This window comes from Posidoniimonas polymericola (assembly GCF_007859935.1).
Taxonomy (GTDB): Bacteria; Planctomycetota; Planctomycetia; order Pirellulales; family Lacipirellulaceae; genus Posidoniimonas; species Posidoniimonas polymericola.
In genome coordinates this window covers 184,596-211,433 of record NZ_SJPO01000005.1, presented here as the reverse complement: position 1 = coordinate 211,433, position 26,838 = coordinate 184,596, and the positions used below count along the sequence as shown (strand labels likewise).

Here is a 26,838-nt window from a genome sequence, read left to right as displayed (position 1 = left end):
CCAATCGCTGGGATGGGCTGCATTCCCCACGAGAGCGGCGCGTTCTTTAGAGTCTGGGCTCCGCACGCAGAGGCCGTCTACCTGATTGGCTCATTCAACAACTGGGACGAAGACGCCAGCCCGATGCTGCGCGAGGAGCACGGCACTTGGAGTCTGGACAGCCCCGACGCCAAGCCGGGTGATGAGTACCGCTTTTTGATTGTCAACGGCGACCAGCGTCTAAGCCGGATTGACCCGTATGCCCGCGAGGTGACCAACTCGGTCGGAAACGGGGTCGTACACACCGGCGAGTTCGACTGGCAGGGGGATAGCTTCGAGCTCCCGCCGTTCAACGAGCTGGTCATCTATGAGATGCACATCGGCACGTTCAACGCCGGCGACCAAGACTCGCCAGGCACGTTTGCGTTGGCCGCCAAGAAGCTCTCGTACCTAAAGAAGCTCGGCGTCAACGCGGTGCAGCTGATGCCGCTTGCGGAGTTTGCCGGCGACTACTCCTGGGGATACAACCCGGCCCACATCTACGCTGTCGAATCGGCCTACGGCGGGCCCGACGGCCTGAAGCGATTCGTGCGGCTAGCCCATGAGCACGGCATCGGCGTGATCCTCGACGTCGTCTACAACCACTTCGGCCCCAGCGACCTCGACATCTGGCAGTTCGACGGCTGGAGCGAGAACGGCAAGGGCGGCATCTACTTCTACAACGACTGGCGGAGCACCACGCCGTGGGGCGACACACGCCCCGACTACGGCCGCGGCGAGGTCCGGGCGTACATCCACGACAACGCACGGATGTGGCTTCGCGACTACCACATGGACGGCCTGCGGTACGACATGACTTTGTACATCCGCACGGTCAACGGTGGCGATGAAATCCCCGAGGGGTGGTCGCTCGCCCAGTGGGTCAATTCGACCCTCGCCGCCGAGTTCCCCAAGGCGATCACTATCGCTGAGGACCTTCAGAACAATGACTGGATCACCAAGCCCGAGGAATTCGGCGGCGCCGGCTTCAACAGCCAGTGGGACGCCGGCTTTGTGCACCCGGTCCGTGACGTGGTGCAAGTCGCCGACGACGCCCACCGGTCGATGGACAAGGTCTGTGGCGCTCTGCTGCACCGCTACAACCACGATGCCTTCGAGCGGATTATCTACAGCGAGTCTCACGACGAGGTCGCCAACGGCAAGCAGCGGGTCCCCTCGGAGATCGACCCGAACGACCCGACCGGGTTTTTTGCGCAGAAGCGATCGACCCTCGCCGCCATGCTGATGTTCACCGCCCCCGGCATCCCGATGCTCTTCCAGGGGCAGGAGTTCCTCCGCAATGGTTGGTTCGACGACGGCAACCCTATCGACTGGGACCAAGCCCAGGAGTTCCGTGGCATCGTCCGGATGTACCACGACCTCATCAACCTGCGACTGAACCGCGACGGCACGACCGCGGGGCTAACCGGTCAGCACATCGCGATCACGCACGTCAATCACCTCGACAAGGTGATCGTGTTCACCCGCTGGTCGGGCGATTGTGCGAGCAACCAGGTGCTGGTGGTGATGAACTTCGCCAACAAAAGCTGGGACGACTACCGCGTCGGCTTCCCAGGACCTGGCCCGTGGAAGGTCCGCTTCAACAGCGACGCCAAGGTCTACAGCGACGAATTCGACGACACCCCGGCCGACGATGTTACGCCGGAAGGGCGGGGGTGGGACGGGCTCTCGCACAGCGCCGGTTTGCCGCTGGCCCCGTACTCGGCGCTGATCTTCTCGTGTGAGAAGTAGCCGCGATTACAAGGGCGGAGTGCGATTTAGCGCCACAGGTTGTCGTCGGCAAATGGGTGGCCAAAGACCTTGGGCTTGGCGGCCGGTCGGTTTTTGAGGATCTGCTCCGCCAGCTTCAGGTCGGCCTTGGTAGTGATCTTTAGGTTCAACGGGGTGTTCTCGACCAGCGAGACCGGCCGGCCGAGGCGCTCCATAAGTTGGGAGTCGTCGGTGGCTGACGCGGCGTCGGACTGGGCGTAGGCCTCGACTAGCAGCTCTCGGGCGAACGCCTGCGGGGTTTGCGCCGCCCACAGGTTCTCTCGCGAGACCGTCGCTTCGACAACCGGGCTGCCGTCGACGCTTGTGGCCCGCTTGAGCGTCGACGAAACCCGCGCCGCAAGAATCGCGGCGCCGCTGCGCTGAGCCTCGGCGAACACGGCGTCGACGCTCTTGGCGGACAGGCAGGGCCGGGCTGCGTCATGAACGGCGACAAACCCGATCGACGGCTTGATCTTCGCGAGCCCGGCCGCCACCGAGTCGGCCCGCTGCTGCCCGCCAATCGCGACGTCGAAACCCATAATGGCCCGGTTGGCGCCGAACCTCCGATCAAAGTCCTCGCGGTCGTCCTCGGCGATCACGACCACTAGCTGTTCAACGTCGTCGCGGTTGAGGAACAGCTCGGCGGAATGCAGCCAAACCGCCCGGCCGGCGAGATTTGCGAAGGGCTTCTTGTACTGCTTGTCGCCAAAGCGGGTGCTGCCACCCGCGGCGACTAGAATCACGCCAAAACTGCTCATGCAATCCCTGCCTGCTCGCCTACATACTGGCGCCGCTGCTGAAGGTCGGCGATGATCAGCCGGATCGCTCGGGCCGACTCCTCTGCCGGCAGCGACGGCGCGTCCCGGCCCTGATCGACCACCTGCGAGGTGTCGAGCGGCAGGTGCAGGAAGGTCGCGCTGGTTGGCCGACCGGCCTGTTCGTTGAAGTAGTGGGTCAGGTAGAGCGCCGCGTTGCAGAGGTACTCGCCGGCGTGGTACGAGACCGCCGCCGGGATGCCATTGCAGCGTAGCAGGGCCTCCCACTCGGGCAGCGGCAGCCCACTGCGGTAGGCGAGGGGGCCGTCGCTGGCGAGCGGAAAGTCCTCCGACGGCGGGGCTCCTCGCTCGCGGCCGATGTTCAGGCCGATTGTCTCGAGCTCAATGCGGGCGGCGCCTGGCGCTTGCCCCAGGTGAAGGACGGCGTCGTGCCCCTCGGCCAGGTCCGGCTCGAGCCGGGACCGCAGCGTCTGGAAGTCGACCGGGTAGAGCCGCGTCGTCAGCTCGACACCGTCAGGGAGATCCCGCAAGAACGCCTGCAACGCCAGCCAACTGGCGTTTTCGGGCCAGTCGTCGTACGGGCCGTAGGCCGTAATGAGGATCTTTACCATTCCATAATTGAACCGGATGCCCCGCCCCGGATCAAGCATCGGGCGCCATGGGCCTGGGATTGGGCTACTCTGCCGCCGCCGCTGCTCTCAAGGGCGGCCCTGTGATGGGGCAGAGGAACAGGTGGTCCGACTTGGCCCGGATCCGCGAGAGCCCTTTGACGGCGGCCTCGGAGCCGTCGTCCTTGCTGTAGCCGTCTCCCGAGGGGGCGAGGTCGCCGTAGAAGCAGAGCCGCCCGCGAGCGTCGTAGGCGACGCAGACCCCCGACGTCGAGGCGCCAAAGTACCCGGCCTCAACGCCGCCCGGGTCGAATTGGACCCCCAATCCCATCCGGAACGCGGAGCCAACCAGTGGCGTATCAAAGTACGACTCGTCGGCGCCTGCGGGCCCGACAAAGCAGAACGTAAACGGGGCTCCACTGCGGGCGCTGACCTCGATGGCTTGGCTCAGTGCGGCCCTGGCCGAGCCGTCGTTCGGGTCGGCGAACACAATCGCCTGCCGCTGCCCCTGTGTTCGCTTAATGGTGGATTTGACGGGCCAGTCGAGTGGCGCAAGAACCGTGACGATGGCGTTGGCGGCGTGTGCGGTCGGAGCGTCATGACCGATGCCCATCCCCATCGCGGCTGCGATGACTGCCATGGTGGTCGTGTGGCACAAGCGGCGGTTGCGCATGGGGAGCGGTTCCTTGTGTGGTTGCGAACCACAGGAGCTGTGGTAGGGCCAGATTTGGGCAGGGAGGAGAAACGACGCGGTACGCACGTTCAATCAAACGTATGCCGCGTCCGTCTGAACGCAACCGAACGGCCGTTGCGCGCTCGCCAAACGGCGCAAACATGGGCCGGTTGCAACGTCGAACGGCCTGTCCGGGGGTCACTTTTGCAGGATCAGCCGGTTATTCCGGGTGATGATCAGCCGGTAGGGCTGACCATCGTGGCGGATGATGAGCTGGCGCTGACCCTCCATAAGCTGCCTGCTGTCGACTTCTTTGGGCTCAAGCGGGGGCGACCCCTGCGGCTTTGAAGGTGGAGAGGGCACGTGGAGCTCGTTGCGTGATGGTGGGCGTTGATAATTTGGCATTAGGGGTTGCCAAAAAAGGCGAGAGGTGTAACTTAATGCTATTGCGACTCAGTCGCAAGGCCGCCGCCAGCATCAGCCGCCAGCCACCGGTCCAACGAGTTGAACGATGGCTGCGGTGCGCCGCTGCCCTCCCGCGGAGGGCACGTCCAGCCGTGCCTGCCCCTAGGCGTCGACTCGAGGTGGTTTACATGCGGCGGCGACGTGCGCCGCCGCTCAGCTCAATTGGCTTTTGAGAAGAGAGGCGATCCCGTGAAGTTGATGATTCGAACCGCGCTCGTTGCGGCGGCGGTTGTTGTGGGTTCGGCACGCGTGAACGCGGCCGTAATTGTCCCGGACAGCGTAGCGGCCCCTTTCGAGGACTGGTCGCGTGGGTTTTTCGGCTCGACCTACGCCGAGTGGGACGTCTTTAGTTCGGCGTTCGGCTCGCCCAACTTGCCCGACGCGGGCGAGGTAGAGCTTGCCGACGCGACGCTCCTGCAGGGGACTCCCGGGGCCGTGCTGACCGGGGGCGGCAACATCTACTCCCCGGCCGCCGCCGCCCAGCTTGCGGTAGCGATTCCACAGCTCGCCTCCGCTCCTGTGGGTACGACGCGGATCGTCGCCCAGGTGCAGTCTTTGGGCGCCACGCTCGATGCCGGCAGTGTGTTCCTGACGCCCGCCAACGGCGTCGCGAACCCGCCAATGTACAGCACGCTGGCTGCGACGGGCGTCGGCTTCGGCGCGGTCGAGCAGCACCTGTTCGCCTGGGACGTCGCTGCGGACGCTGATGGCTATGTGCTCACCTTTGCCGGCAGCGGGCCCCACTTCAGTTTGGACCAGGTCGTTATTGACACGTACACGCAGAACGACGGCTTCTCCGCCTTTCCGTTGGGTGCTCCCGAGCCGGCGGCGGCACTGCTGCTGGCGCTCGGCGGAGCGGCCTCACTGACACAGAGAAGTCGGGTGTCTTAAGGCTAGGAGGCCTTGCGGTCATGGTTGCTGGCGGGCCCCGCAAGGGGACCGCCAGCAACTGCCGTTTACTACTGTTTTCCCTCTCCCATTGCGCCAGCCGTCGCCAGCCAAGTTGAATTCCCCTAGCACGACGGAACGTTCCCAATGAAATTCATCCAAATTGGCCAATTGCTCGCGGCGCTGATGCTTGCCGGCAACGCGGCCGTGACGCCCGTCCGGGCAGAGACCGCGGCCTTCCTGACTCCTAACGGGCAGACCGCGCCGTTTGAGGCTTGGTCACGCGGCGACGCCAACTCCAGTTTCGCGTTCTTCGAGTCTTTCGTTGGTGACCCAGAATCCGCTGCGGTCTCCGAGATCAATCCGCCCAACCAATCGTTCGGACCGGGGCTGTCCGACGCCAATCTGATCGAGACCACCGGAGCCGCTTTCGTGCCCAGCAGTGGCAATATCTACTCGCCTGCGGTTGCGATCGAGATCGCAGCGACGGTCCCGAGCTACGGACTGGGCGCAGGGTACGACACCCGTGTTGTCGTGCAGGTCGGGACCCTCGGGTTCCTTCTCGACCCGGCGAGTTTCTTGCTCGAGTATGAAATCGATGGCGAGCCGCAGGCCGTCGAACCGCAGCTTCAGCAGGAGCTCGCACACCGCGACCTTGTCGGCGGCTTCGGCGGCACGCTGCAGGAAACCCTCTACGTCTGGGACCTCGTTGGCTGGAATGCCGACCAGTACGTGCTGTCGTTCGCTGCGGCGGACGCGTCCACGAGTCTCGACAATCTGGCGATCGACATCTTCGCCGCGCCCGGCGCCTCGGTCGAGGGGGACTATGACGCTAGCGGGGCTGTCGACGCCGCGGACTACACGCTGTGGAGCACCGCCTACGGCAGCGCAGGCCCAGCCGCTGATGGTAACAACGACGGCGTGGTTGACGCGGCGGACTACGTCTACTGGCGCGACCGCGCCGCGACCGCTGGCGGGGCGTTGTCCGTTAGCGCCGTCCCCGAGCCGGGCACGGTTCAGCTTGCGTGGCAGTTCGGGATTGCCATGCTATTCTGCTGGGGGTCCCACCGGGCGATCGCTCCCCGCCACCGAGAGAAAGGACCCCAAGATGCCGCCTAGCTCAAAGCGTGCCGGGTTTACCCTGGTGGAGTTGCTGGTGACAATCGCCATCATCGGGGTGCTGATTGCCCTGTTGCTTCCGGCGGTGCAGTCGGCCCGCGAGGCGGCGCGGCGGTGCTCGTGCATCAACAATCTCCGGCAGGTCGGGCTGGCGATGCACCAGTACAACGACGCTCACAAGCGGCTGCCGCCCGCCAAGCCCCCCGGCAAGGATCGCTACGCGAGCGCGTTTGTTTGGCTGCTGCCCTACCTCGACGAGGCGTCCCGCTACGGGGAGTACGATTTCACCGTTCGTCCTAGTGAGGAACCCAACACCGCGATCACCGAAGTCAGCCTCGAAGTGTTCCTGTGCCCGTCGATGACCTTCGTCGGCGGCGACGTGCCGCCGGGTGCGGCGAGCTACGGGGTGTCGACCGGCAGCGGCTACAACCGCGACCCGTTCAACCGCTACACTGGCGAGCCGAACTTGTTCTGTCACAACGGCGCCATCATCGACCCCAGCCGCGGCAAGACTTCGGTCAGCGGAATCTCTGCGGCCGACGGTGCGTCGAAGACGTTCCTCGTCGGCGAGCTCGACTACGGCCTGACGAACCTGTACGAGAGGTCCCACGGCGCCGCGGGGCCGGGTGGTTCTACGCAGTGGGCCTTCGCCTACCCGGGGGTCACCTGGGCCTCGGTCGTCGGTAAATTCAACAGCGACCGAATTGTCACCAAGCTCTACGAGTGGGAAACCTTTCGCGGAGACCACCCGGGCGGCGTCGAGATGCTTTTCGTCGATGGTTCAGCACGGCTGATCCCGACCGAGACACCCCACGAGACCCTCGAAGCCCTCGCCCACGCTAGCGATGGCGAACTGGTCGAGATTCCCTAGGCCCGGCCTTCCTCACCCCCCAACCAACCGTCGCGCCGTGCAACGGCGGCGACAGAACAGGAACCTACGATGGTCACTCACGCCGCAACTGCGTGCTTGCTCTTGACGCTGCTAACCGCCCCCGCCTCCGCCCACTTCGCCTGGCTCTCTGCGAATGAAGACGGCCACGCCGTGCTGTTCTTCTCTGAGGGCATCGGCGAACGCGCCTACCGCCTGCCGGAGTGCGTCGTGACCGCCGAAGTCATGCGGGGCGTGGGCGCCTCGGCCGAGGCTGTGAAGATGGAGCGCGTCGAGGAGGACGGGCTGAACGGCATGGTCAGCGTCGAGCCGGTTTCGGCCGAGGCCCGGCTGACGTCTTCGATCGAGTACGGCGTCTACCACGGCACGATGCTGCGTTACGAGGTAAACCGAACACCGCTGGCCGACGAGCAGCCCACCGCGTCGGGCGACGCCGGCGAGACCATCGCGGCGCTGCCGTGGCGGGACGGCGAGACCCTGCGTGTCTTGGCGACCTTCCAGGGCGAGCCGCTGCCGGGAGCCGAGGTGACTCTGACCGACTCGACCGGCGATCCGACCACCACGAAGACCAACAAGCACGGCGTCGCGAAGTTCGTCGGCCTTGCCGCTGGTGAGGTAGGTTTGCTGGTAGGCCACACGGTGAAGGACGCGGCCGGCGAGTACCAGGGCGACGCCTACACCAGTGAGAGCTACTACCTCACGCTCACTACCAACTACCAGCCCCAGGCCGAGAAGATGCAAGCCGCGAGCGCCTACCCAGAGCTCCCCACGCCGGTCGCCAGCTTCGGCGCGGTCGCGGCGGACGGCTGGGTGTACGTCTACAGCGGCCACACCGGCACCGAGCACGAGCATTCTAGCGACAACCTCTCGCAGCACTTCTGTCGTCTGAAACTCGATGGCGGGCAGGCGTGGGAGAGTCTGCCGATGCAGACCACGCTGCAGGGCCTGCCACTGGTGGAGCACGGCGGCAAAGTCTACCGCGTCGGCGGCGTGCACTCGCGCAACGCGGCCGGCGAGACCGAGGACATGCACAGCACCGACGAGTTCGCCTGCTTCGACCCATCGAGCGGCGAGTGGACCGCCCTCCAGCCGCTGCCGACGCCCCGCTCGTCGCACGACGCCGTTGTGATTGGCGATAGCCTGTACGTTGTCGGCGGCTGGCAGCTTTCCGGCGAGAGCCCGGGTGAGTGGAGCACCGACGCACTCCGCTACGAGTTCGACCATCCTGAGCAGGGCTGGCAGGCAATCGCCGAGCCGCCGTTCCACCGCCGCGCCCTGGCCGCCTCGCACCTTGATGGCAAGCTCGTCGTACTCGGCGGCATGCTGCAAGACGAGGGCGTTACCAATCGGGTCGACGCCTACGATCCCGCGACCGACGCGTGGTCCGAACTCCCCAAGCTTCCCGGCAAGGGGATCAGCGGTTTCGGCGTGTCGGCCTGGAATCTGGACGGCGTCGTGTACGCCTCGGGCATGCAGGGCGAGGTCTACGCCCTGGCTCCGGGGGCGTCCGAATGGAAGTCGGTCGGCAAGCTGGCCGACCCGCGATTCTTCCACCGGCTGGTGCCCGCCGACGGGCAGTCGCTGCTGGTTGTGGCCGGTGCGTCGGCCGAGAACGGGCATGTCGGGACCCTCGAGCGGGTGGAAGTCCGCGGCAATTGAGCCGCTGGCTGACCTTGTTTGACCCCTCGGATAGCCGGGCCTAGACTCTTAAACAGGATATTCGTCGGCCCATTCTAACGGTCGGGAGCCCGAACAAGCCGAGTCAGACCTACCCGTGCCGACCCCGCCCCCTGAGCCGCCGACCGACGACACGCCGACTGTCTCGGCAACCGGCGTGACCGGTCCGGAGGGACTGAGTGGGCCGGGCGACGACTCGGCGTTGATTAGCGAGATCGAGAACACCGTCTTCTCAAGTGGCAAGCCAATCGCGGAGGACGCCGCCTACTCTGGGTTGCGGCCGAAGGAACTGGGGCTGGCGCTGCGTGGGCAGACGATCAACGAGGTGTTGCTCGAAGAGTTTGTCGGCGGCGGCGGCATGGGCGCCGTGTTCCGCGGCATCGACCTGGCCCTGCAGCGGACGGTCGCTCTCAAGGTTCTCTCGACGCACCACGCCACCGATGAAGAGACCCGCCGCCGGTTTGAGGTCGAGGCCCAGTCGGCCGCCCGACTGGACCACCCGAGCATCGCCCGGGTGTACTCGGTAGGCGAGGCCCGCGGGCTGCGGTACATCATCTTCGAGTACGTCGAGGGGGCCAACCTACGCGATCTCGTTGCGGAGAATGGTCCGCTGGGGGTGGCCGACGCGCTCAGCTTCGCGATCCAGATCACCGACGCGCTGCAGCACGCCTGGCGCCGCGACGTCGTGCACCGTGACATCAAGCCCTCGAACATCCTCATTACCCGCGACGGCCGCGTGAAGGTGGTCGACATGGGGCTCGCCCGGCTGAAGCAGGTCGACGAGGAGCGTCACGACCTGACCGCCAGCGGCGCAACCCTTGGCACATTCGACTACATCGCCCCCGAGCAGGCCCGCGACCCGCGCAACGCCGACGCGCGCAGCGACATCTACTCGTTGGGCTGCACGTTGTTCTTCATGCTTACCGGCCGCCCTCCGTTCCCAGAGGGGACCGCGCTGCAGAAGCTGCTGCAGCACCAGGGGGACCGGGCTCCCGACATCCGCACGCTTCGCACCTCGGTCCCCCGCGACATGGCCCGCACCATCGCGCGGATGCTGGCCAAACGCCCCGAGGACCGCTACGCGGATCCGTCGGCGCTGCTCGCGGTGCTGCTCCAGCTGGCGCAGCGGCTGGGGGTGAGCACCGGCGCCCTGGCGGCGAGCCGGCCGATTATCGGCGAGGAGCTTGCCTGGCGGCGGCACGCACCGTGGATGATCGCGGCCAGCGTGCTAGTGGGCGCGTGGTTGCTCTGGCCACGGTTCGCCCCAACGCCCGAGCCGCCCCCGCCATTCGAGTCGACAGACGCCGCCGCGGACTCTCCCCTGATGCTCGCTCCCCCGAATTGACCGGGGACGCGAAAGCCCGCGCTGTGCGTGGCCCGTCGCTCGGTTAGACTGGGCGTCTGCCCTGCTGCCGTTGCACGCTCAATGCGGCAAGACACTGCCGATGGGCCAAACGGAGCACACCTGCCTGCCGCCCCTCCCCAGCCAACCGGAAGCGGATGTCTGAGAATTCAAACGCGTCTGCCTACCGCACAACCCCCGACAATACCAGCGGCATGCCCCGCGGCATCCCCTACATTGTTGGGAACGAAGCGGCCGAGCGGTTCAGCTTTTACGGGATGAAGGCGATCCTAACCGTCTTCATGACCAAGCACCTCTTCGACGTCAGCGGGCAACTTGACCCGCTGACCGGCGAGGGCGCCAAGCAGGTCCTCGGCTGGTTCGTCGCGGCGGTGTACGCCACCCCGTTCCTGGGGGCGATCATCGCCGACCGCTACCTGGGCAAGTACCGCACGATCCTGTACTTGTCGATCGTCTACTGCCTGGGGCACTTCGTGCTGGCCCTGATGGACACGCCGCTCACTACCGCCGTGCACTCCAAGTGGGTGATGTTCGTCGGGCTCGGGCTGATCTCGCTCGGCGCCGGCGGCATCAAGCCGTGCGTGACCTCGCACGTCGGGGACCAATTCGGCGCCGCCAGCCAGGGGCTGATTCCTCGCGCAATGAGCTGGTTCTACTTCTCGATCAACCTCGGCTCGACCATCTCGACGTTGCTGACGCCGCTGCTGCTGATCCACTACGGCCCGGGGTGGGCGTTCGGGGTGCCCGGCATCTTGATGGGGCTGGCGACGCTGTTGTTCTGGATGGGCCGCAACACATTCGTTCACATCCCGGCCGCCGGGCCGCGTTTTTGGACCGAGACCTTCAGTGCCGACGGACTGCGGGCGGTGGCCAACCTGACGCCGCTGCTGCTTTTCGTAGCGATGTTCTGGTCCCTCTTCGACCAGACCGCAAGCGCTTGGGTGCTGCAGGCCGAACAGATGGATCGCACGCTGCTCGCGTTCGACCCAACCGGCTGGAGCAGCGGCGCCCAATCGTTCGCGGAGACGCTCTTCGGGCCCGGCCCGGTCCAGGTCACCGCTTCGGCATCGCAACTGCAGGCCTTCAATCCCGTCTTTGTGATGATGATGATTCCGCTGTTCTCGTACCTGATCTACCCGGCGATTGGGCGGCTGGTCACTGTCACGCCGCTGAGGAAGATTGGCCTTGGCCTGTTCATCTGCGCCGGGTCGTTTGCGATCGCAGGGCTGGCCGAGGCCAGGATCCAAGCGGGGCAAACCCCTTCCATCGGGTGGCAGGTGGCCGCTTACGCCGTGCTAACATCGGCAGAAATTATGGTGTCGATCACCATGCTCGAGTTCTTTTACACCCAGTCGCCGCGGGCGATGAAGTCGTTCGTAATGGCGTTCTGCATGCTGAGCGTGTCGATCGGAAACGTCTTTACAGCGGTCGTCAACGGTTTCATTACCCGCGACGACGGGTCGGTGATGCTGCCCGGCGCCAGCTACTACTGGTTCTTCACGGCGGCCATGCTGGCGACCGCGGTGCTGTACGTCGGTTGGTCGCAGTTCTACCGCGGCCAGACCTACATCCAGGGCGAAGAAGAACCGACAACCGAGGCGGTCGCAACCGCCGAAGGGGTGAGCGAGTAGCGCCGTCAGATGTACACCCGGCGGTTGCACACGTACCACTCCGCCATCAACACCACCAGCGCGAGCGCCAGCAGCAGCTGCCACAGCTCCTTGCGGGCCGGCGCCCCGCCGGCCTCGGCGGTGACATCAGTGTAGCCGATGCGGATCGAGTCGATCCCGGGGCCGGCCTCCTGCTGCGACGCCCGTAGACGCACGTCGCTCTCCTGCCGGTCGAACAGGTTCACCGCGAAACGCTTGCTGACCTGGCCTCGCTCGAGCACCTCGTACACGCCTGGCTCGGCGGTGTCTTGGAACTGGAAGGTGGTGTCGCCGGAGCGGGTGAGGGTGGTCTTGGCGCCGCTGGGCGAGCGCACCACGACCTCAGGGACGTTGGTCACCGGGCGGAACTCGATCGGCTCGCCCGGTTCGGCCTGGTTTGCCGCGTCGCCGGCGAGCTGGCCAACCAGGTAGCTGAGCGTGTTGAGCCAGAACGTGGGAAAGCTGCGGCGGCGAAACCAGCGGGTGTTGCCCATGGCCGACCCGTCGCGGTAGACGATGATGGGGAAGCCGAGCACAACATCCTCGTAGCTGTCGCGGGGGGCGATCGCCATCAGGGGCCCGTTGCTCGAGTCGATCAGCGCGGTCCCTCCCTGCGGCGGATCGACCAGCTGGCTCTCGTAGATCCACAGGTCGCTCAACTCGACGTACGCCAGCAGCGGGTGGGCGCGGTTCCAGTCGATCACCTGAGGGAAGCGCTCCGCATCGACCTCCGGCTTGCCCTGCCAGCCGGCGAGCGGCGGGCGGCTGCCAATAAAGAGCGTGTGCGAACGCGGCATCTCGGCCGGCGCGCAGACGTCGTAGATGATCAGGGCGTACTCGCCCGACTGGGCGTCCCGCTTGTACTCTTCGGTGTCGAGCCCCGCGGGCGTGATTACGGTTAGGTCGGCGATCCTTCCGGCACGCTCGGTGGAGAGCGCGGCCTCAAGCACCTTGTTCCCCTGAGTGACCAGCAGCACCTTGCCCTGCTCCTGCCGGTTGAGGCCGGCGTAGGCCTCGTTGTCGATCTTAAGCCTGTCGGAAGCGGCGGTGAGCGACTCGGCGTCGATGGTGGCGGTGAGCCTGCCCGGCGGCGCGTCGGCCAGCGGGAAGCTGAGCGAAGCCGATTTGCCGGCCTCGAGGCTCGCCTGCTTGGCGTCGAGGAACTGGCCGTCTAGCTGGACCTCGACCACCACGTCCTGGTCGGCCTCGGTGAAGTTAGTCACCTGGACGAACGCCTCGCGCTCTTCGGGGCGGACCTCGTTGCGGCGGGTGCTGAACGCGGTAACCGCCAGGTTGGCGGTGTCGGTCGAGCCGAGCGGCACGTAACTCGGGTCGAGCCCGCCCAGGTCGAACCCCTCAACGTCCTCGAAGCGGCCGTCGCTGAAGATGTACAGGCTGGTGGTGACGGGCTCGATCACCTCGACCTCCACGCCGGAGTCCTGCAGCGTCATTTGGCCCGGGTTGGCGAGCCCGCCGGCCAGCTTGAGCGCCTCGAGTAGGTTGGTCGGCTGCGAGGTCAGCTCAATCGACTCCAGGCGTTCGCGGAGCACGCCCTGGCTGCCAGTAAACTGCTGCACGACGTGCGGCGTGTCGGCGAAGGCGATGATCATCGCCGACATGCTCGAGTCGAGCTGATCGATTAACCCGGCCACTTTCTTCTTAGCCGAGGCCAGCCGGTCCTTCGCGTCCGCGACGTCCTCGGTCCCCATGCTGGCCGAGTTGTCGACCAGGAAGATGATCCGCTCGCCGCCTAGCTCGGTCCCTTCCCAACCTGGCCGGAGGAGGGCGAAGATCGCCAACGCCACCAGCAGCAACTGGAGCAGCAGCAGGATGCTCTGCCGCAGCCGCTGCCAGAAGCTGTTGACCCGCAAGTCCTCAATCGACTTTCGCCACAGGTAGGTGCTCGGCACCTCGATCGGCATCCGCTTGAGCTTCAGGAAGTACAGCGCGAGGATCGCCGGCGGGATCGCCAGCATGAGCGACCACTGCAGCGGCGACAGCGTGTTGCGAAACAGTCCGTCCAGCATGGCCTTCCTTGCGGCTCCTAACGCACCAGCCCGCGGCGGCGCATGTAGTTCGTCATCAGCTCGTTGACCGGCATCTGGTTGTTCGCCAACAGGTACGCCATGCCGCGCTTGGAGCAAAACTCCTGGGCGCCGGCGGTGAACGCGGCGAGCGTCTGCTTGTACCGCGACAGCAGCGGGGCGCTGACGGTGATCTCGGCAAAGTCCTGGTCCTCACAGTCGACCAGCCTCAGGTCGCCGGTGACGTCCGGGTCGATCTCCTCTTGGCTGAGCACGTGGATCAGGTAGACGTCCACCCGCTGGGCCATCAGGTACTTTAGGGCCGGCTCGTAGCCCTGCTTGTCCATCAGGTCGGAGATCAGAACCACGACCCCCTTGCCCGCGTTCCGTAGGCAGAACCGCTTCACTCCTTCTGAAAGCGAACCGTCCTGGTCGGGCTCGATCTGTGAGAGTTGCTCCAGCATCCGCCAGACGCTCTTGCGGCCGCGCAGCACGGGCGAGCGGTCCCGCAGCCCCTGGCCGAGGGTCTCGATCACGACTCGATCGCTTTTTACCAGGCCGATAAACCCAAGGGCAGCGGCCAGGCGCTTGGCGTATTCCAGCTTGGTCGGTTCGCCGAACGCCATCGACGGCGAGGCGTCAATCAGCGTGTAGAAGTGGAGGTCTTCCTCTTCAAGGAACAGCTTGAGGATCAGTTTGTCGAGCCGGGCGTAGAGGTTCCAGTCGACCCGGCGGAGGTCGTCGCCTGGGGTGTAGTTGCGGTAATCGGCGAACTCGACCGATTCGCCCTTCCGTTTGCTGCGTCGTTCGCCCTTCATCCGGCCCCGGAACACCTTGCGGGTGACCAATTCCAGCCGCTCGAGCTGGCTCATCAGGTCGGGCGGCAGGAGTTCTGGCGGCGAGATTGGCATCGGCGGTACGGCAGGTGTGGTCGCGAGGCTGCCAGCTGCGGGGTGGCGGCAGGGCTGGATTCTACCCGATCGTCGCTCGGCGTGCTGGATTCACGCTTTAGGCTAAGTGATTCTTGACGCTGCCCCGCGGAAAACTACCGCGCCGGCGGCCGACAAAGTCGACCTCAATCGGAGAGTTCGGCTAGCGTCCGCGAGGAATTGCAAAGGTTGCACTCGAGAAGGCTTGCGTGATTGCCGCGGAAGTGCGCAATATAGATGGTGGAACAGGGAATCAGCAGTCCTCACAGTGGCGTCCACCTCGGCGTGAGATGCACACAGCGGGGCAGTGCAGATCGACGATTGCGTATATTCCCGGAGATGACCTACCAATGGACCAGCTTCGCGCTGATAGCGTTTTCAGCAACGTTGAGTTCGCTGAGAACCCAGAGCCCCGTGTCCCCTGCGTGCTGCTGCTGGACACGTCGACTAGTATGCACGGCCCCAAGCTCGACGAGCTCAACAAGGGGCTCCAGATCTACCGCCAGGCGTTGCTGACCGACCCGCTCGCCGCTAAGCGGGTCGAGGTCGCGGTGGTGACCTTTGGGGGCCGGGTGCAGACCGTGGTCGACTTCGTCACCGCCGAGGCGTTTGATCCCCCCACGCTCAACGCCATCGGCGGCACGCCGCTGGGCGAGGCGGTCTCGATCGCGCTGGACATGATCGAGCAGCGCAAGGACGCCTACCGGGAGAACGGCGTTGCCTACTACCGCCCGTGGGCCTTCCTGATCACCGACGGCGAGCCCAACGACCACTGGAAGCCGGTCATCAGCCGCATCGAGGCCGGCGAGAAGGCCAAGAGCTTCAGCTTCTTCTGCGTTGGCGTCGAGGGGGCCAACATGGAGGTGCTAACCGAGCTGAGCGTCCGCAAGCCGCTGTGGTTGCAGGGGCTGAAGTTCGCAGAGCTCTTCACTTGGCTCTCAAACTCCCAGCAGTCGGTCTCGCGTTCTTCGCCCGGCGAAGACGTGCCGCTCGAAGACCCCACCTCCGGCCCCACCGGCTGGGCGGCCGTCTAGCACGCAGCGAAGGAACAGCCGCCATGTGGCGACACATAGCCCGGAGCGTGCGCGGTGCTTCGCATGAACGAGGGAACGAGCCGTGCCAGGACTCGCACGTGGCCCGCGTTGTCGACGTCGACAACGGCGGCGGCCTAATCGCGTGCATCTCCGACGGCGCCGGCAGCGCCGACCACAGCCAGCACGGGTCGCGGATTGCCTGCGACGCCATTGCCGATAAGGCCGCGCAGCACCTCGCCCGAGAGGGCGGTTTTCACACCGCCAGCCGCGACGACGTGCTCGTCTGGTGCGACCACGCCCGGTCGCAGATCGGCGAGCGGGCCGAGGCCGACGGCCAGAAGCCGCGTGACTACGCCTGCACGCTGAGCGGCGCGCTAATCTCCGAGGCCGGGTCGGTGTTCTTCCAGATCGGCGACGGCGCGATCGTCGCCCGCCGCTCCGGCTGCTTTGGGGTGGTGTTCTGGCCGCAGTCGGGCGAGTACGCCAACAGCACCAATTTCCTCACCCAGGAGGGCTACCAAGACCGTGTTGAGTTTGTCGCGCTGCCGACCGCGTTCAGCGAGGTCGCCCTGTTCACCGACGGGCTCGAGCGGCTCGCGTTGAGCTTCGAAGGGCAGACCGCCCACGCGCCGTTTTTTGACCCATTATTCCAGGCGGTCCGCCAAACAGACGACCTCGCGTCCCTCAACGAGGGTCTGCAGGGGTTTTTGACCTCTGAGGTTGTCCAAAACAGGTCCGACGATGACAAGACCCTCGTCCTCGCTGCTAAAAATCCCGGTTAAGAAGCCGCTGGTCACCGACCACCTTGGCAACGTGGTGCCCCTCGGCGATCCGATCGGGGTGGGCGGGGAGGGGCGTGTCTTTGAGGTGACCAAGGAGCCGGACTGCGCCGCTAAGGTCTACCACAAGACCCCGCTCAGCGGGCTGCAGCTCACCAAGCTTAAGGCGATGCTGAAGATCGGCGCCAAGGAGCTGGCGCCGATCGCGGCCTGGCCGCAGAAGCTGCTGCTGGACGCCCAGAACGACCAGCCGTGCGGCATCGTGATGACCCGCGTCACCGACGCCCGCGAGCTGCACGAGTTGTACGGCGCGTCGACCCGCGCTCGGCACTATCCGCACGCCTACTGGCATCACCTGGTGCTCGCCGCCCGCAACGCGGCGGCCGCGTTCGAGGCCCTGCACACGCGGAATGTCGTGATCGGAGACGTGAACCAGGGCAACCTGCTGGTCGACGAGGAGATGTGCGTCCGCTTTATCGACTGCGACTCTTTCCAGATCCAGGCCGGCAAGAAGGTGCTGCCGTGCCTGGTTGGCACGCCGCACTTCACCCCGCCGGAGCTGCAGTCTCAGCGGCTGTCGGAGGTGGTCCGCACACCGCAGCACGACGCGTTCGGCCTGGCTCTGTTGGTCTTCCACCTGCTGTTCGTCGGCCGCCACCCGTTTGCCGGTCGGTTCCGCGGCGAGGGGGACATGCACATCGAGCGGGCGATCAGCGAAGGCCGTTTCGCGTTCAGCAAGTACCGCAACCAGACGCAGATGGACCCGCCGCCGGCGTCGCTCAGCCTGACGGACCTGCCGCCGCAGATCGCCGAGATGTTCGAGGCCGCCCTCCGCTGCGACCCGGCCGCCGGTCAGCAGCGCCCGTCCGCCCGCCAGTGGGTCACGGCGCTGGAAAACCTGCTGAAGAACCGTCGCGAGTGCGACATCGACTCGTCGCACATCTACTACAACGGCGCGCCGGAGTGTCCGTGGTGCCGCATCGAGGCCAACGGCGGGCCGGCGTTCTTCATCAACCAGGCGCTGGTCGGCGGCTCGATGCAGTCGCGGCTCGAGGCCTACGACCGCTGCGTCGCGCAGGTGGAGGACATCTTCTTCCCCGACCTGGCCAGGAAGACGGTCCGCGTCCCCGCGATGCCGATCATCAAGAAGGCCGAGAAGGGCTTCCCGATGCGCGGCGCCGACTGGATCGCGGTCGGCGTCCCGCTGGCAGCGGCGCTCTGCCTGGGCGGGGCCTTCTACTGGCCCGTGCTGGCCGGCGGCGCGGTGGTGTCGCTCGCGGTCGCGGCCACCCTATGGTTGCACCCCGGCGCGAAGGCCCGCCGCTCCACCAGCGCCGAGTACCTCGAGCGAATCGACGACCTCTCCGACAAGGTCGAAACCACCGGCGCCAATGTCATGGCGCGGCACCGCGAGCGCGAGGCCGAGTTCGACACCTACGCGGCCGTGGTCAATACGGGACGCGAACGCTACTCGGCCGACGCCGAAGACCTCGAGACCATCGTCAAGCAGCTCCGGTTTGAACAGCGTGAGGACTACCTCCGCAGCCTCGAGATCCGCCAGTACCGCCGCAAGATCCCCGGGCTGCAGCGGGGGCACATCGCCATCCTCCAGTCCTACGGCGTCGAGACCGCCAACGACTGCGAGGGACACCTGCTGGCCGGCATCCCCAGCATCCCGCCGGAGCTGATCATCGAACTGACCCAGTGGCGCGAGGCCCGACTTGACCAGTTCGCCTTCCAGCCCGAGGCGGGCGTCACCGAACGCGAGGTCGAGATCGACCGCCAGGAGGCCGCCGCCAGATTCAAGATCTCGCAGGCCCGCAAGGTGCTCAACGGCGCGACCCGGCTGCGGGCAATGGCCCACCAGGGCGGCAAGGCGTTGCAGCAAGACCTGCACGTGTTCGAGCGGCTCGCCGAGCAGTTCCGCGAGCTGACCCGAGAGTACCAAGACTTCCAGGCGACCCGCAGCCTGCTCGAGCGGAAGCTCAACCAGAACCTCGCCACCGTTTGTGGAGCCGGTTTGGTGGCGCCGCTGGTTGGCGTGCTGCTGTGGTTGCTGTTGCGGTAGGTGGCCCGATCGTGCGGGAGGCTGCGGAATGCCGAGTTCCGCGACACGTTCGCTTCGGGCCTACGGCTCCTGTCGGACTGTTTGCAACGAACGGACCTCCGCGGGCCACGGATTGAGTGGCGTGATTCTTCGCCCTTGGATAGAGTCGAAGTAGCGGCCGGCGCACCCTTGCTGCGCACGTTCCGCCCTACTCACGCCGGGGACCGGAACCCCCGGCGACCCGCCGAGCGACGCCCGCGCCCGCCGGCGACCCCGCTGGGCGTTCGCAGGTCCGCGGCCCCGGTTGCCCGATCGGGCGCCCACGAAACAGAGAAAAACCGAAGGCATATGTCCCAGGCCCCCACGCTCCGCGGCAAGCGGCTGAGATTTGAACCGCTCGAGGCGCGGGAGCTGCTCGCGTTCGGTGTCACCGCGGGGGCGACGCCGACCGGACAGTCGACCCTGGTGATCGACAACGGCGACGACCTCACGTTCGCGGTCATCAACGGCGGCGGCCTGAGCAGCACGATCCACCTGGGCGACCTCTCGTCGATCACCTACCAAGGGCAGGAGCTGCTGGCGCCGTACTCGGCGACCAGCCGCTACTCGCACTACGAGCAGGGCCTCGGCAGCGGAACCAGCATCAGCTATTCGATCGGTGGACGGGGCACGTGGATCGTGGTCACCTGCGACGACACCGCCAACGGCGTCATCCAGTACTACGCGGTCCGCAAGGACGACAACAACCTCTACATGGCGTCGCATGTCACGGCCGGGGGCGAGGGGCGGTTCATCGCGTACCTCAGCCGCGGCGTGTTCACCGACATCGAGGAGCCGTCGGACATCTCGACCAACGTCGGCGTTGTCGAGGGGTCAGACGTGTTCTTCCTGGCGGACGGCACGACGCGGTCGAAGTTCTACAACACCCGACGAATGATCGAGAACCAGGTGCACGGCGTTACCGGCGCCGCCGGGTCGATCGACGTCGGCGTCTGGATGGACATGGGCAACCGCGAGAACAGTTCGGGCGGGCCGTTCTTCAAGGACATCGACTTCCAGACGACCGGCGGCGCTACCGAGATCTACAACGTGCTGTTCAGCGGCCACACCCAGACCGAGCCCTACCGCTATGGTATGCAGGGGCCCTACGCGATGCAGGTCACCGACGGCTCGGACCCGGTTGAGGTCGACTACTCGTGGATGGAGTTTCTCGGCCTCGAGGGCTGGGTCCCAGAGTCCAACCGCGGCAGCGTCAGCGGCGTGGCGGACATTGCCGACCCGGCGCACGAGACGGTCGTCGGGCTGAGCAACGCCGACGCGCAATACTGGGCCATCGCCGACCCGGTCACCGGCGCCTACAGCATCGACGGCATTGAAGCCGGCGAGTACACCATGACGCTGTACGACCAAGAGCTCGAGGTCGGCGTCCGCACGGTTGCGATCGCCGCCCAGTCGGAGCTGTTAGTCGACATCGCGAACACCTACTACCTGCCCGCCGCCACCTGGCGGATTGGCGAGTGGGACGGCACGCCGGCCGGGTTCATGAATGCCGACCTGATCGCCACGATGCACCCTTCCGACGTGCGGATGGCCCCGTGGGTGAGCGGCGCATACGTCGTTGGGACCGACGCGACTTCCGAGTGGCCGATGGCTCAGTTCATGGACGTCAACAACGCCCAGCAGATCCAATTTACGCTGACCGCGGCCGAGGCGGCTGCCTCCCAGACGCTGCGGATCGGCATCACGCTCGGCTTCGCCGGCGGTCGCAACCGCATCACGGTCAACCCCGGGCAGGCATACTCATGGACCAGCGGCATCCCTGCGGCAAGCATCAACCTGCAGAGCCGCGGCATTACCCGCGGCACCTACCGTGGGCCCAACCAGGTGTACACCTACGACATCCCAGCCGGCGCCTTGCGGGCCGGCGTCAACACGATCGACCTTCCGGTCGTGAGTGGCAGCTCCGGCAGCGGATTCCTCAGCCCCAACGTCGTGTACGACGCCATCGATCTCGTCCCGACCGCGAGCCTGACTAACGCGCCGCGGCTCGAATCGCTGACGCTCTCGCCGAGCAGCGTCGCGATCGCCGCCGGCGAATCAATCGATTTTACGGCGCTCGGCTTCGATCAGTTTGGCGCCCCGATCGCCGCCAACGTAGATTTCGCGGCAACCGGCGGTGCGATCGACCAGACCGGCCGCTTCACCGCCCCGGCCGCCCCGGGGGCGTTCACCATCACCGCTACGAGCGGCGGCGCCACCGCCGAGGCGACCGTCCTGGTGCTCGGCGAGGCGCCAGTCGTGGTGAGCCCGGCGGCCGCCTCTCCCAGCCCGGCACCCGACGGGATCGTCAGCCTGAGCGTGCTGGGCGACGACGACGGCGGCGAGGCAAACCTTACCTACACCTGGTCGGTCGTCGGCAGCCCCCCCGGCGCGTTTGGGTTCACGGTGAACGGCACGAATGCCGCCAAGAATACGACGGCAATGCTGTCACAGTCGGGCGACTACGACCTGCTGGTCACCATTACCGACGCCGATGGCAACTCGGCTACCAGCCATTTGACCGTCAGCCGCCGGGCGTTCGTCGCCCAGTACCAGGCCGACGAGACCGGCGGCGCCACGTTGGCCGACTCGTCCGGCGCCGGCGCCGACGCGTCCCTCACCGGTGCGTACAGCTTTAGCGAGGGCCGCATCGACAACGCCCTGGACCTCAGCGGCGGCTACGCCACGCTGCCGGCCGGGATCGTGAGCGGGCTCGACGACTTCACGATCTCGACCTGGGTCAAGCTCGACAGCCTCGACAACTGGGAGCGGGTCTTCGATTTCGGCGACGACACCTCGAACTACATGTTCCTCACGCCACAGGCGAGCACCGGCCGGCCGCGGTTCGCGATCCGCACGCCGAGCATCGGCGAGCAGGTCGTGGACAGCTCGGTGGCCATGCCGATCGGCCGCTGGACCCACGTCGCGGTGACGCAGAGCGGCGGGGTCGCGCGGCTCTACATCAACGGCGTGATGCGGGGGACCAACGCGTCGATGACCCTCACGCCGGCCGACCTCGGCGAGACTTCGGCCAACTACCTCGGCAAGAGCCAGTGGCCCGACCCCGCGCTCGACGGCGCCATCGACGAGTTCCGCATCTACGGCCACGCGCTCAGCGGCAGCGAGGTGAGCGCGCTTGCCAGCCCGCCGGTGCTGCCGGGCGACTACAACGGCGACAGCCTCGTCGACGCCGCGGACTACTCGCTGTACCGAGACGCCAAGGGCGCCAGCGTGCTGCCCTACAGCAGCGCCGACGGCAACGGCGACGGCCGCGTCGACAGCCTGGACGGCGACCTCTGGCGGCTGCACTACGGCGAGACGCTCGCAGCCAGCCCTGTGGCCGCTCCGATCGCTGCTTCTGCCCCAACCACCTCCGACGCGGTGTTCGCGTTGTACGCGGTTGAGCCGACCAGCTTCGATGTGGAAGACTCGGCTGCCCCTACCACCGAGCCGCTCGGTCCACCGCGGCCCGTTGACCGCTACCTCTTGCTGCATCTCGCCCGCGACCTGACTGCCCGACGTGGCGCCAGCCACGACGATTCGGGTCGTGAAGCGGATCAGTCAGCCGCCAACGACGCGGCTGCCGGACTCGACGATGACTCAGTGTCACCGCTCGTGGGGACCCGCCACTGGCGCGGCGTTCGCAGCCGCTGATCGGCGCCTGGTGCTAGGCGCCAACCACCTCGGCCGTGACGTCCGCCGCGAAGTTGTCGACCTCCTTGCCTGCTCCGCCCGGCGGGTCGGCGCCGACATTCACGCCGACGCCCGGGTTTCGCACCAGCCACGGAGCCATGTCGCGGAAGGCGGCGCTGTAGGTGCGGTACACGGGCAGCGACTCATTCTCGGCGGCGGCCACGTACTCTCTCGTGATCTCCTCCAGCTGGTCGTGCGACACGCGCGGGTGGCGGTGGTGCGGACCGTGCACGAAGATGTCGAAGTTGAGGAACGTGCAGAGCCGGGTCCCCAGGTTGTCTCCCACCACCGTGCGGGTGCCGAGCAGCGGGTCGTAGCTGATCATGCCGAGGTGCTCGGTAAGCTTGCGTCCGTTCTGGTAGACGCCGGCCAGGTAGTACGGCAGCGCATAGACCAGCAGGAAGGTCGACCACGCGCCGTAGTAGCCGACCACTCCGAGCACGGCCGACCAGAAGCACGCCATCCCGACGTACTCCCACCGCACCGCCTGCTTCTGATCGGGCTTCAGCGGCGAGTCGGGGTGGAAGAAGATGCGGGCGTAGACCACCGGCGCCGTGAAGGCTCCGAGCAGCAGGTCGAGCCACACAAATACGCGGCGGAACGCAAGCGACGCGTTCGGGTCCGAGTAGGGCCACAGCTCCCAGTCGGTCGGCTTGTTGAGGTACGCGTGGTGGCGGATGTGGGTCTCGCGGTAGGCGGTGTACGGGACCAGCATCAGCCAGCCGAGCAGCCGGCCGAGCCCGATGCTGACGCGGTGCGATAGGAACAGCGTCTGGTGGGCCGTCTCGTGGAAGCAGCTGGTCCAGCAGAACATCAGGTAGCTGGTCACCAGCACCCAGAACGCCTGCACCGCCCAGTGGTCGACCGGCCAGGGGTACGCGATCGCGGCCATCGCCAGCACCTGCACCGGGAAGAACAGGAACCGCCGCAGGGTCCGGCGGTTGGCGATCGCGCGGGTTTCTTCTTCGGTGAAGGTGGTGATGCTCATACACGCAGGCGCGGTTGAGGGGCGAGCAGTGGTAACGGTTGGTGGGCGGCTCTCAGTATTCTTGGCGGGCGGGATGCCAACTTCAAGCACTTGCGCCCGTGTTTTCTCAGAGCACGGCCGCCTCGGGGGAGTCGCTCCCCGGTTTGGTCCGGATGGCGAACACGCTGCCGAGTGGACTGGCGAGGATCGCCGGCAGGAACACTAAGTCCGCCAGCAGAGCAGAGTTCAGGAGCGTGAACATCAGCAGCGAGAACCGCCGGGTCGGCAGGAAGCCGCTCAGGCCGAAAACCAGCATACCGAACCCGCAGATCACGGTGGTTTGGATCATGGCCCGACCGCAGTGCTGGAACGAGTGCCGGATGGCGAGCTGAGGCGAGTCGCCCTTGGCGGTCTCGCGGCGGTACCAGGCGAGGAAGTGCAGCGTGTCGTCCACGGCGATGCCGAGTGCGACGCAGGCGGTCATGGTCGAGCCGATGTCGGCGGGCCAGTCGAGCCAGCCCATCACGCCAAACACCACGACAATTGGGAACAGGTTGGGCAGCATCGCCAGCGCCCCGAGCCACAGCCCCTTCGGCAGCGAGGCGACCCGCGCCGCGCCACGCGCCGAGCCGTCGGTCAGCATGAGGCTCATCACCAACCACACCAGCACGAAGGCGAGCAGCATGCTGTAGAACATGTCCTGCAAGAGCGCGTGCTGGGCGCCGTACACCAACGGCATCGTGCCGGTGTAGCTGGCGCTGGGCCGGAAGTCGTGCCGCGTGGCGTACTCGTCCAGCAGTGGGTCGACCCGCTCGCGGAGCTCGTTGAGCACCAATTGGTAGTCGAGGTCCTGGATCCCGGATACCCGCGCGCTGATCCGCCAGTCCTGACCGCCGTCGTCAGACTCGTGCAGGTAGTGGCTCTCAACCAGCTGCCCGCGGTTCGCCTCGAGCCGGGCGTTGAACTGAGCCCGCCGCACCACCGAATTGCTGCCGCGCGTGGTCGGAACCTCCGGGCAGAACGTCAGGGCCGACATCACGCCGCCTACCGACGCGACCCCGCGGACCGAGGCCTCGATCTCGTTCAGCAGCGTCAGGCGGTCGATCATCCGCAGCCCGTCGTCCGACGGGAAGCGGATGACGACCTCCAGCGGCACCAGGTGCGCGACGTGCTCCTCCATCCAGCGGAAGTCCTGCACCACCCGGTGGCTCTGCGGGAAGAGGTTGCCCACGCCGATCGAGGTCCGCAGCTGGGCCAGGCCGACGCCGCCGACAATCAGGCACACCATGCCGCCCGCGGTGATCAGCGTCGCGTGCCGGCACACGACCTGAGCCATGCGGACCAGGTAGACCACCAGCGTGCTGGTCGCCGAGCCCGACGCGACGTCCTCGGGCGCCGCCGGCCAGCGTGACATCACCCCGGGGAGCGAGAAGAACAGCAGCAGCACGGCGACCACCACGCCCCCGGCGGCGAACTGCCCGAAAGTCGCCACCGGCACGATGCGGCTGACCAGCAGCGAGCCGAGCCCGAGCGCCGTGGTGAGCGCGGCCATGCCGCACGGCGCCCAGCCGTGGCGGACCGCCAGCCGCGGCGCGTCCGGGCCTGCGCCGGCGCGGACCTGATCGTAGTAGTAGTTCACAAGGTGGATGCCCGACGAGACCGTCAGCACGAACACCAGCGGCGGAAGCACAATCAGCACGGCGTCCATCGTGACGCCAAAGTAGTGCAGCGAGCCGAGCATCAGGAGTTCGCCGAAGCCAGCCACCGCCAGGATGGCGACCGAGAACCTTAGCGACCGCAGGCACCACCAGCAGACGAGAAACGAGATGAACGCCGAGGGGGCGGCGTAGTAGTCAACGCTCCGATCGCTCTCGATGTCCACCGCGTAGGCGTCCACCGACGGCCCCGCGATCCGCAGCTCTTCTCTGGCGACGCCGGTGACTTTCTCGGAGGTCGCGACAAGGTACGCGAAGCCCTCGGCCCGCTGCTGGCCGCCCCGTTCCGACAGCACCGCCACCACGCAGGTGCTCTCGCCGTCGGGTCCGATCAGGGAGCCCTGGAGCCGTGCGATCGCCTGCGGGCGTGTGAGCTGCAGGTCGGGCCGCAGCAGGTCCTCGAGCACGCTGCTGCCGGAGAACGCCCGCTCGACAAGCGGGGGCTTGGGCGCCGTCGCCTTGGAGTAGTGGTCGAGGGTCGACTCTAGCTTGGCGAGCCGCGGGTCGTCGAGTGTGCAGCCGGGCCACGAGATCAGGACAAAGTTGCCCCCTTCGAACTGCTGCGTAAAAATCTCGTACTCGATACGGGCCGGCTCGGCCTCGTCGAGCCAGTGCAGCGCCGAAGTGTGGATGCCGTCCATCGTGCGGATGGCGCCGATAATCAGGAACGGCGTGGCGACCGCGGTGGCGACTACCGCCAGGAGAAGCCGTTGCTGGTTCGCCGTTCCGCTGCCCACGAGTCGCGTCCTTTGCTTTCGAGCCGCTCCGCCCGCGGCCTAAACCTGTTGCGAGTTGGTCATCACGTTTGACCGGGCCGCGGCCAACGGCTTCGACGGCGCCGTGGGTTCCAGGCCCGCCATGCCGCACAAAGCCTTCTCGACCCGGTCGACGAACTCGGCGGGGTTCTCTTCAAAGCCGAAGTGCTGCGCCTTGGGGACCGTGTCGGTCGTGGCGGCCGGCAGCAGCTCGGCCAGCCGCTCGCCCATCGGCATGAACGGCGAGTGCTCGCCGAACAGGCAGACCGCCGGGCATTCGATGCCGCTGAGGTCCGGCTCTTCAAGACCCGCCGGGTCGGCCACGTCAACGCCGCAGGTTGTGGGGTGCAGCCGCGTCAGCCGGTCGAGCGCGCCCTGACCGGCGCGTTTGACAAACATCGCCCGGCGTCGGGGCGAGAGGTTCGCGGCCTGCTCGAGCATCGCGCTGAGGTTCCACAGGTCGCCGCCGATGAACATGCCGGCGGTCGCCGCGTTGATCTTGTACTTGAGGTAGCCCTTCCACTTGCGGGGGTCCTTCTGCAGGTAGTGCAGGGCCGGGACGAACGGGTCCGACAGCACCAGCCCCCGCACGCGGTCGGCGAACCGCTCGGCCGCGTGCAACGCCACCGCTCCTCCGAAGCTGTGCCCCAGCACGTACGCCGGGCCGAGGCCCAGCTCCTCGTGCAGGGCGGCGAAGTCGTCGCTCATGTGCCGGGTGGTGTAGCCGGCGTCGGGCGTGTCGCTGTGGCCGTGGCCCCGCATGTCGTACGCGGTGACCCGGAACTGGGTCGACAGCTTCTGCAGCAACCCGCTCAGCATCCACACCGCCATGTTGCCGGTGACGCCGTGGATCAGCACCACGTCCGGCGCGCCGGCGGGGCCGACCTGCTGATAGAACAGCCTCGCGTCGGTAGCTTGCGTGTGCGGCATACGGTCGGTTTAGGAGGAAAGCTGACGGTGA

Annotated in this window: 20 protein-coding genes; 11 read left to right on the top strand and 9 right to left on the bottom strand. The window is 66.6% G+C overall.

Annotated elements, in window-relative coordinates; genetic code table 11:
- Window positions 1-12: 12 nt before the first annotated feature.
- The gene (locus Pla123a_RS11860; RefSeq protein ID WP_146587174.1) at window positions 13-1,770 is read left to right on the top strand and encodes an alpha-amylase family glycosyl hydrolase; all 1,758 of its coding nucleotides are present in this window, start codon (window positions 13-15) and stop codon (window positions 1,768-1,770) included.
- A gap of 26 nt (window positions 1,771-1,796) precedes the next feature.
- Here the strand turns inward: Pla123a_RS11860 and ispD are convergent, their stop codons facing one another.
- The 4 genes from ispD to hemP all read right to left on the bottom strand — a co-directional run bounded on the left by ispD (window position 1,797) and on the right by hemP (window position 4,250).
- Entirely contained in the window at window positions 1,797-2,546 is a 750-nt protein-coding gene (gene ispD / locus Pla123a_RS11855) for a 2-C-methyl-D-erythritol 4-phosphate cytidylyltransferase (protein ID WP_146587172.1), read from the bottom strand.
- Window positions 2,543-3,175 (bottom strand): pyroglutamyl-peptidase I, encoded by a 633-nt coding sequence (locus Pla123a_RS11850; RefSeq protein ID WP_197527892.1) that lies wholly within the window; start codon window positions 3,173-3,175, stop codon window positions 2,543-2,545. The genes ispD and Pla123a_RS11850 overlap by 4 nt, the downstream gene beginning before the upstream one ends.
- Before the next feature lie 64 nt (window positions 3,176-3,239).
- Complete coding sequence (locus Pla123a_RS11845) at window positions 3,240-3,812, bottom strand: hypothetical protein (protein ID WP_146587168.1); 573 nt, start codon at window positions 3,810-3,812, stop codon at window positions 3,240-3,242.
- Window positions 3,813-4,043: 231 nt separating this feature from the next.
- Window positions 4,044-4,250, bottom strand: coding sequence for a hemin uptake protein HemP (gene hemP / locus Pla123a_RS25280; RefSeq protein ID WP_146587166.1), 207 nt, complete (start codon window positions 4,248-4,250; stop codon window positions 4,044-4,046).
- A 249-nt stretch (window positions 4,251-4,499) separates the two neighbouring features.
- Here hemP and Pla123a_RS11835 point away from each other — a divergent pair, with 249 nt between their 5' ends.
- The 6 genes from Pla123a_RS11835 to Pla123a_RS11815 all read left to right on the top strand — a co-directional run bounded on the left by Pla123a_RS11835 (window position 4,500) and on the right by Pla123a_RS11815 (window position 11,877).
- On the top strand, window positions 4,500-5,201 hold the full coding sequence (locus Pla123a_RS11835) for a hypothetical protein (protein ID WP_146587164.1): 702 nt from the start codon (window positions 4,500-4,502) through the stop codon (window positions 5,199-5,201).
- A gap of 144 nt (window positions 5,202-5,345) precedes the next feature.
- On the top strand, window positions 5,346-6,317 hold the full coding sequence (locus tag Pla123a_RS24615; protein WP_197527891.1) for a hypothetical protein: 972 nt from the start codon (window positions 5,346-5,348) through the stop codon (window positions 6,315-6,317).
- Entirely contained in the window at window positions 6,307-7,188 is an 882-nt protein-coding gene (locus Pla123a_RS24610) for a DUF1559 family PulG-like putative transporter (RefSeq protein ID WP_197527890.1), read from the top strand. Before Pla123a_RS24615 ends, Pla123a_RS24610 begins: the two co-directional genes overlap by 11 nt.
- 69 nt (window positions 7,189-7,257) lie before the next feature.
- A complete protein-coding gene (locus tag Pla123a_RS11825) occupies window positions 7,258-8,865 on the top strand; it encodes a Kelch repeat-containing protein (protein WP_146587160.1) in 1,608 nt (535 codons plus the stop codon).
- 115 nt (window positions 8,866-8,980) lie between these two features.
- Window positions 8,981-10,228 (top strand): serine/threonine-protein kinase, encoded by a 1,248-nt coding sequence (locus Pla123a_RS11820; RefSeq protein ID WP_146587158.1) that lies wholly within the window; start codon window positions 8,981-8,983, stop codon window positions 10,226-10,228.
- Between the two features lie 155 nt (window positions 10,229-10,383).
- The gene (locus Pla123a_RS11815) at window positions 10,384-11,877 is read left to right on the top strand and encodes a POT family MFS transporter (protein ID WP_146587156.1); all 1,494 of its coding nucleotides are present in this window, start codon (window positions 10,384-10,386) and stop codon (window positions 11,875-11,877) included.
- A 5-nt stretch (window positions 11,878-11,882) separates the two neighbouring features.
- Here the strand turns inward: Pla123a_RS11815 and Pla123a_RS11810 are convergent, their stop codons facing one another.
- The gene (locus Pla123a_RS11810) at window positions 11,883-13,922 is read right to left on the bottom strand and encodes a vWA domain-containing protein (protein WP_146587154.1); all 2,040 of its coding nucleotides are present in this window, start codon (window positions 13,920-13,922) and stop codon (window positions 11,883-11,885) included.
- A gap of 17 nt (window positions 13,923-13,939) precedes the next feature.
- On the bottom strand, window positions 13,940-14,830 hold the full coding sequence (locus Pla123a_RS11805) for a DUF58 domain-containing protein (protein WP_146587152.1): 891 nt from the start codon (window positions 14,828-14,830) through the stop codon (window positions 13,940-13,942).
- Between the two features lie 368 nt (window positions 14,831-15,198).
- On the opposite strand from Pla123a_RS11805, the gene Pla123a_RS11800 reads away from it, so the two are divergent.
- The 4 genes from Pla123a_RS11800 to Pla123a_RS11785 all read left to right on the top strand — a co-directional run bounded on the left by Pla123a_RS11800 (window position 15,199) and on the right by Pla123a_RS11785 (window position 22,401).
- Window positions 15,199-15,882: a vWA domain-containing protein gene (locus Pla123a_RS11800; RefSeq protein WP_146587150.1), complete on the top strand. Its 684-nt coding sequence runs from the start codon at window positions 15,199-15,201 to the stop codon at window positions 15,880-15,882.
- 23 nt (window positions 15,883-15,905) lie between these two features.
- Window positions 15,906-16,664: a PP2C family serine/threonine-protein phosphatase gene (locus Pla123a_RS11795; RefSeq protein WP_146587149.1), complete on the top strand. Its 759-nt coding sequence runs from the start codon at window positions 15,906-15,908 to the stop codon at window positions 16,662-16,664.
- The gene (locus Pla123a_RS11790) at window positions 16,624-18,729 is read left to right on the top strand and encodes a protein kinase domain-containing protein (protein ID WP_146587147.1); all 2,106 of its coding nucleotides are present in this window, start codon (window positions 16,624-16,626) and stop codon (window positions 18,727-18,729) included. The genes Pla123a_RS11795 and Pla123a_RS11790 overlap by 41 nt, the downstream gene beginning before the upstream one ends.
- 327 nt (window positions 18,730-19,056) lie before the next feature.
- On the top strand, window positions 19,057-22,401 hold the full coding sequence (locus Pla123a_RS11785) for a rhamnogalacturonan lyase B N-terminal domain-containing protein (protein WP_146587145.1): 3,345 nt from the start codon (window positions 19,057-19,059) through the stop codon (window positions 22,399-22,401).
- Window positions 22,402-22,414: 13 nt separating this feature from the next.
- Here Pla123a_RS11785 and Pla123a_RS11780 read toward each other — a convergent pair whose 3' ends face one another.
- The 3 genes from Pla123a_RS11780 to Pla123a_RS11770 all read right to left on the bottom strand — a co-directional run bounded on the left by Pla123a_RS11780 (window position 22,415) and on the right by Pla123a_RS11770 (window position 26,807).
- Window positions 22,415-23,428, bottom strand: a complete 1,014-nt coding sequence (locus tag Pla123a_RS11780) for a fatty acid desaturase family protein (RefSeq protein ID WP_146587143.1) — start codon at window positions 23,426-23,428, stop codon at window positions 22,415-22,417.
- A 106-nt stretch (window positions 23,429-23,534) separates the two neighbouring features.
- Window positions 23,535-25,859: an efflux RND transporter permease subunit gene (locus Pla123a_RS11775; protein WP_146587140.1), complete on the bottom strand. Its 2,325-nt coding sequence runs from the start codon at window positions 25,857-25,859 to the stop codon at window positions 23,535-23,537.
- Between the two features lie 39 nt (window positions 25,860-25,898).
- Complete coding sequence (locus Pla123a_RS11770; protein WP_146587138.1) at window positions 25,899-26,807, bottom strand: alpha/beta fold hydrolase; 909 nt, start codon at window positions 26,805-26,807, stop codon at window positions 25,899-25,901.
- Between the last annotated feature and the right edge of the window lie 31 nt (window positions 26,808-26,838).

Coding starts and splice junctions, on each gene's coding strand:
- Pla123a_RS11800 (WP_146587150.1), top strand. CDS start 15,199: ATGGACCAGCTTCGCGCTGATAGCGTTTTCAGCAACGTTGAGTTCGCT.
- Pla123a_RS11850 (WP_197527892.1), bottom strand. CDS start 3,175: ATGGTAAAGATCCTCATTACGGCCTACGGCCCGTACGACGACTGGCCC.
- Pla123a_RS11860 (WP_146587174.1), top strand. CDS start 13: ATGGGCTGCATTCCCCACGAGAGCGGCGCGTTCTTTAGAGTCTGGGCT.
- Pla123a_RS11815 (WP_146587156.1), top strand. CDS start 10,384: ATGTCTGAGAATTCAAACGCGTCTGCCTACCGCACAACCCCCGACAAT.
- Pla123a_RS11785 (WP_146587145.1), top strand. CDS start 19,057: ATGTCCCAGGCCCCCACGCTCCGCGGCAAGCGGCTGAGATTTGAACCG.
- Pla123a_RS11795 (WP_146587149.1), top strand. CDS start 15,906: ATGTGGCGACACATAGCCCGGAGCGTGCGCGGTGCTTCGCATGAACGA.
- Pla123a_RS11770 (WP_146587138.1), bottom strand. CDS start 26,807: ATGCCGCACACGCAAGCTACCGACGCGAGGCTGTTCTATCAGCAGGTC.
- Pla123a_RS24610 (WP_197527890.1), top strand. CDS start 6,307: ATGCCGCCTAGCTCAAAGCGTGCCGGGTTTACCCTGGTGGAGTTGCTG.
- hemP (WP_146587166.1), bottom strand. CDS start 4,250: ATGCCAAATTATCAACGCCCACCATCACGCAACGAGCTCCACGTGCCC.
- Pla123a_RS11825 (WP_146587160.1), top strand. CDS start 7,258: ATGGTCACTCACGCCGCAACTGCGTGCTTGCTCTTGACGCTGCTAACC.
- Pla123a_RS11805 (WP_146587152.1), bottom strand. CDS start 14,830: ATGCCAATCTCGCCGCCAGAACTCCTGCCGCCCGACCTGATGAGCCAG.
- Pla123a_RS24615 (WP_197527891.1), top strand. CDS start 5,346: ATGAAATTCATCCAAATTGGCCAATTGCTCGCGGCGCTGATGCTTGCC.
- Pla123a_RS11780 (WP_146587143.1), bottom strand. CDS start 23,428: ATGAGCATCACCACCTTCACCGAAGAAGAAACCCGCGCGATCGCCAAC.
- Pla123a_RS11790 (WP_146587147.1), top strand. CDS start 16,624: ATGACAAGACCCTCGTCCTCGCTGCTAAAAATCCCGGTTAAGAAGCCG.
- ispD (WP_146587172.1), bottom strand. CDS start 2,546: ATGAGCAGTTTTGGCGTGATTCTAGTCGCCGCGGGTGGCAGCACCCGC.
- Pla123a_RS11845 (WP_146587168.1), bottom strand. CDS start 3,812: ATGGCAGTCATCGCAGCCGCGATGGGGATGGGCATCGGTCATGACGCT.
- Pla123a_RS11810 (WP_146587154.1), bottom strand. CDS start 13,922: ATGCTGGACGGACTGTTTCGCAACACGCTGTCGCCGCTGCAGTGGTCG.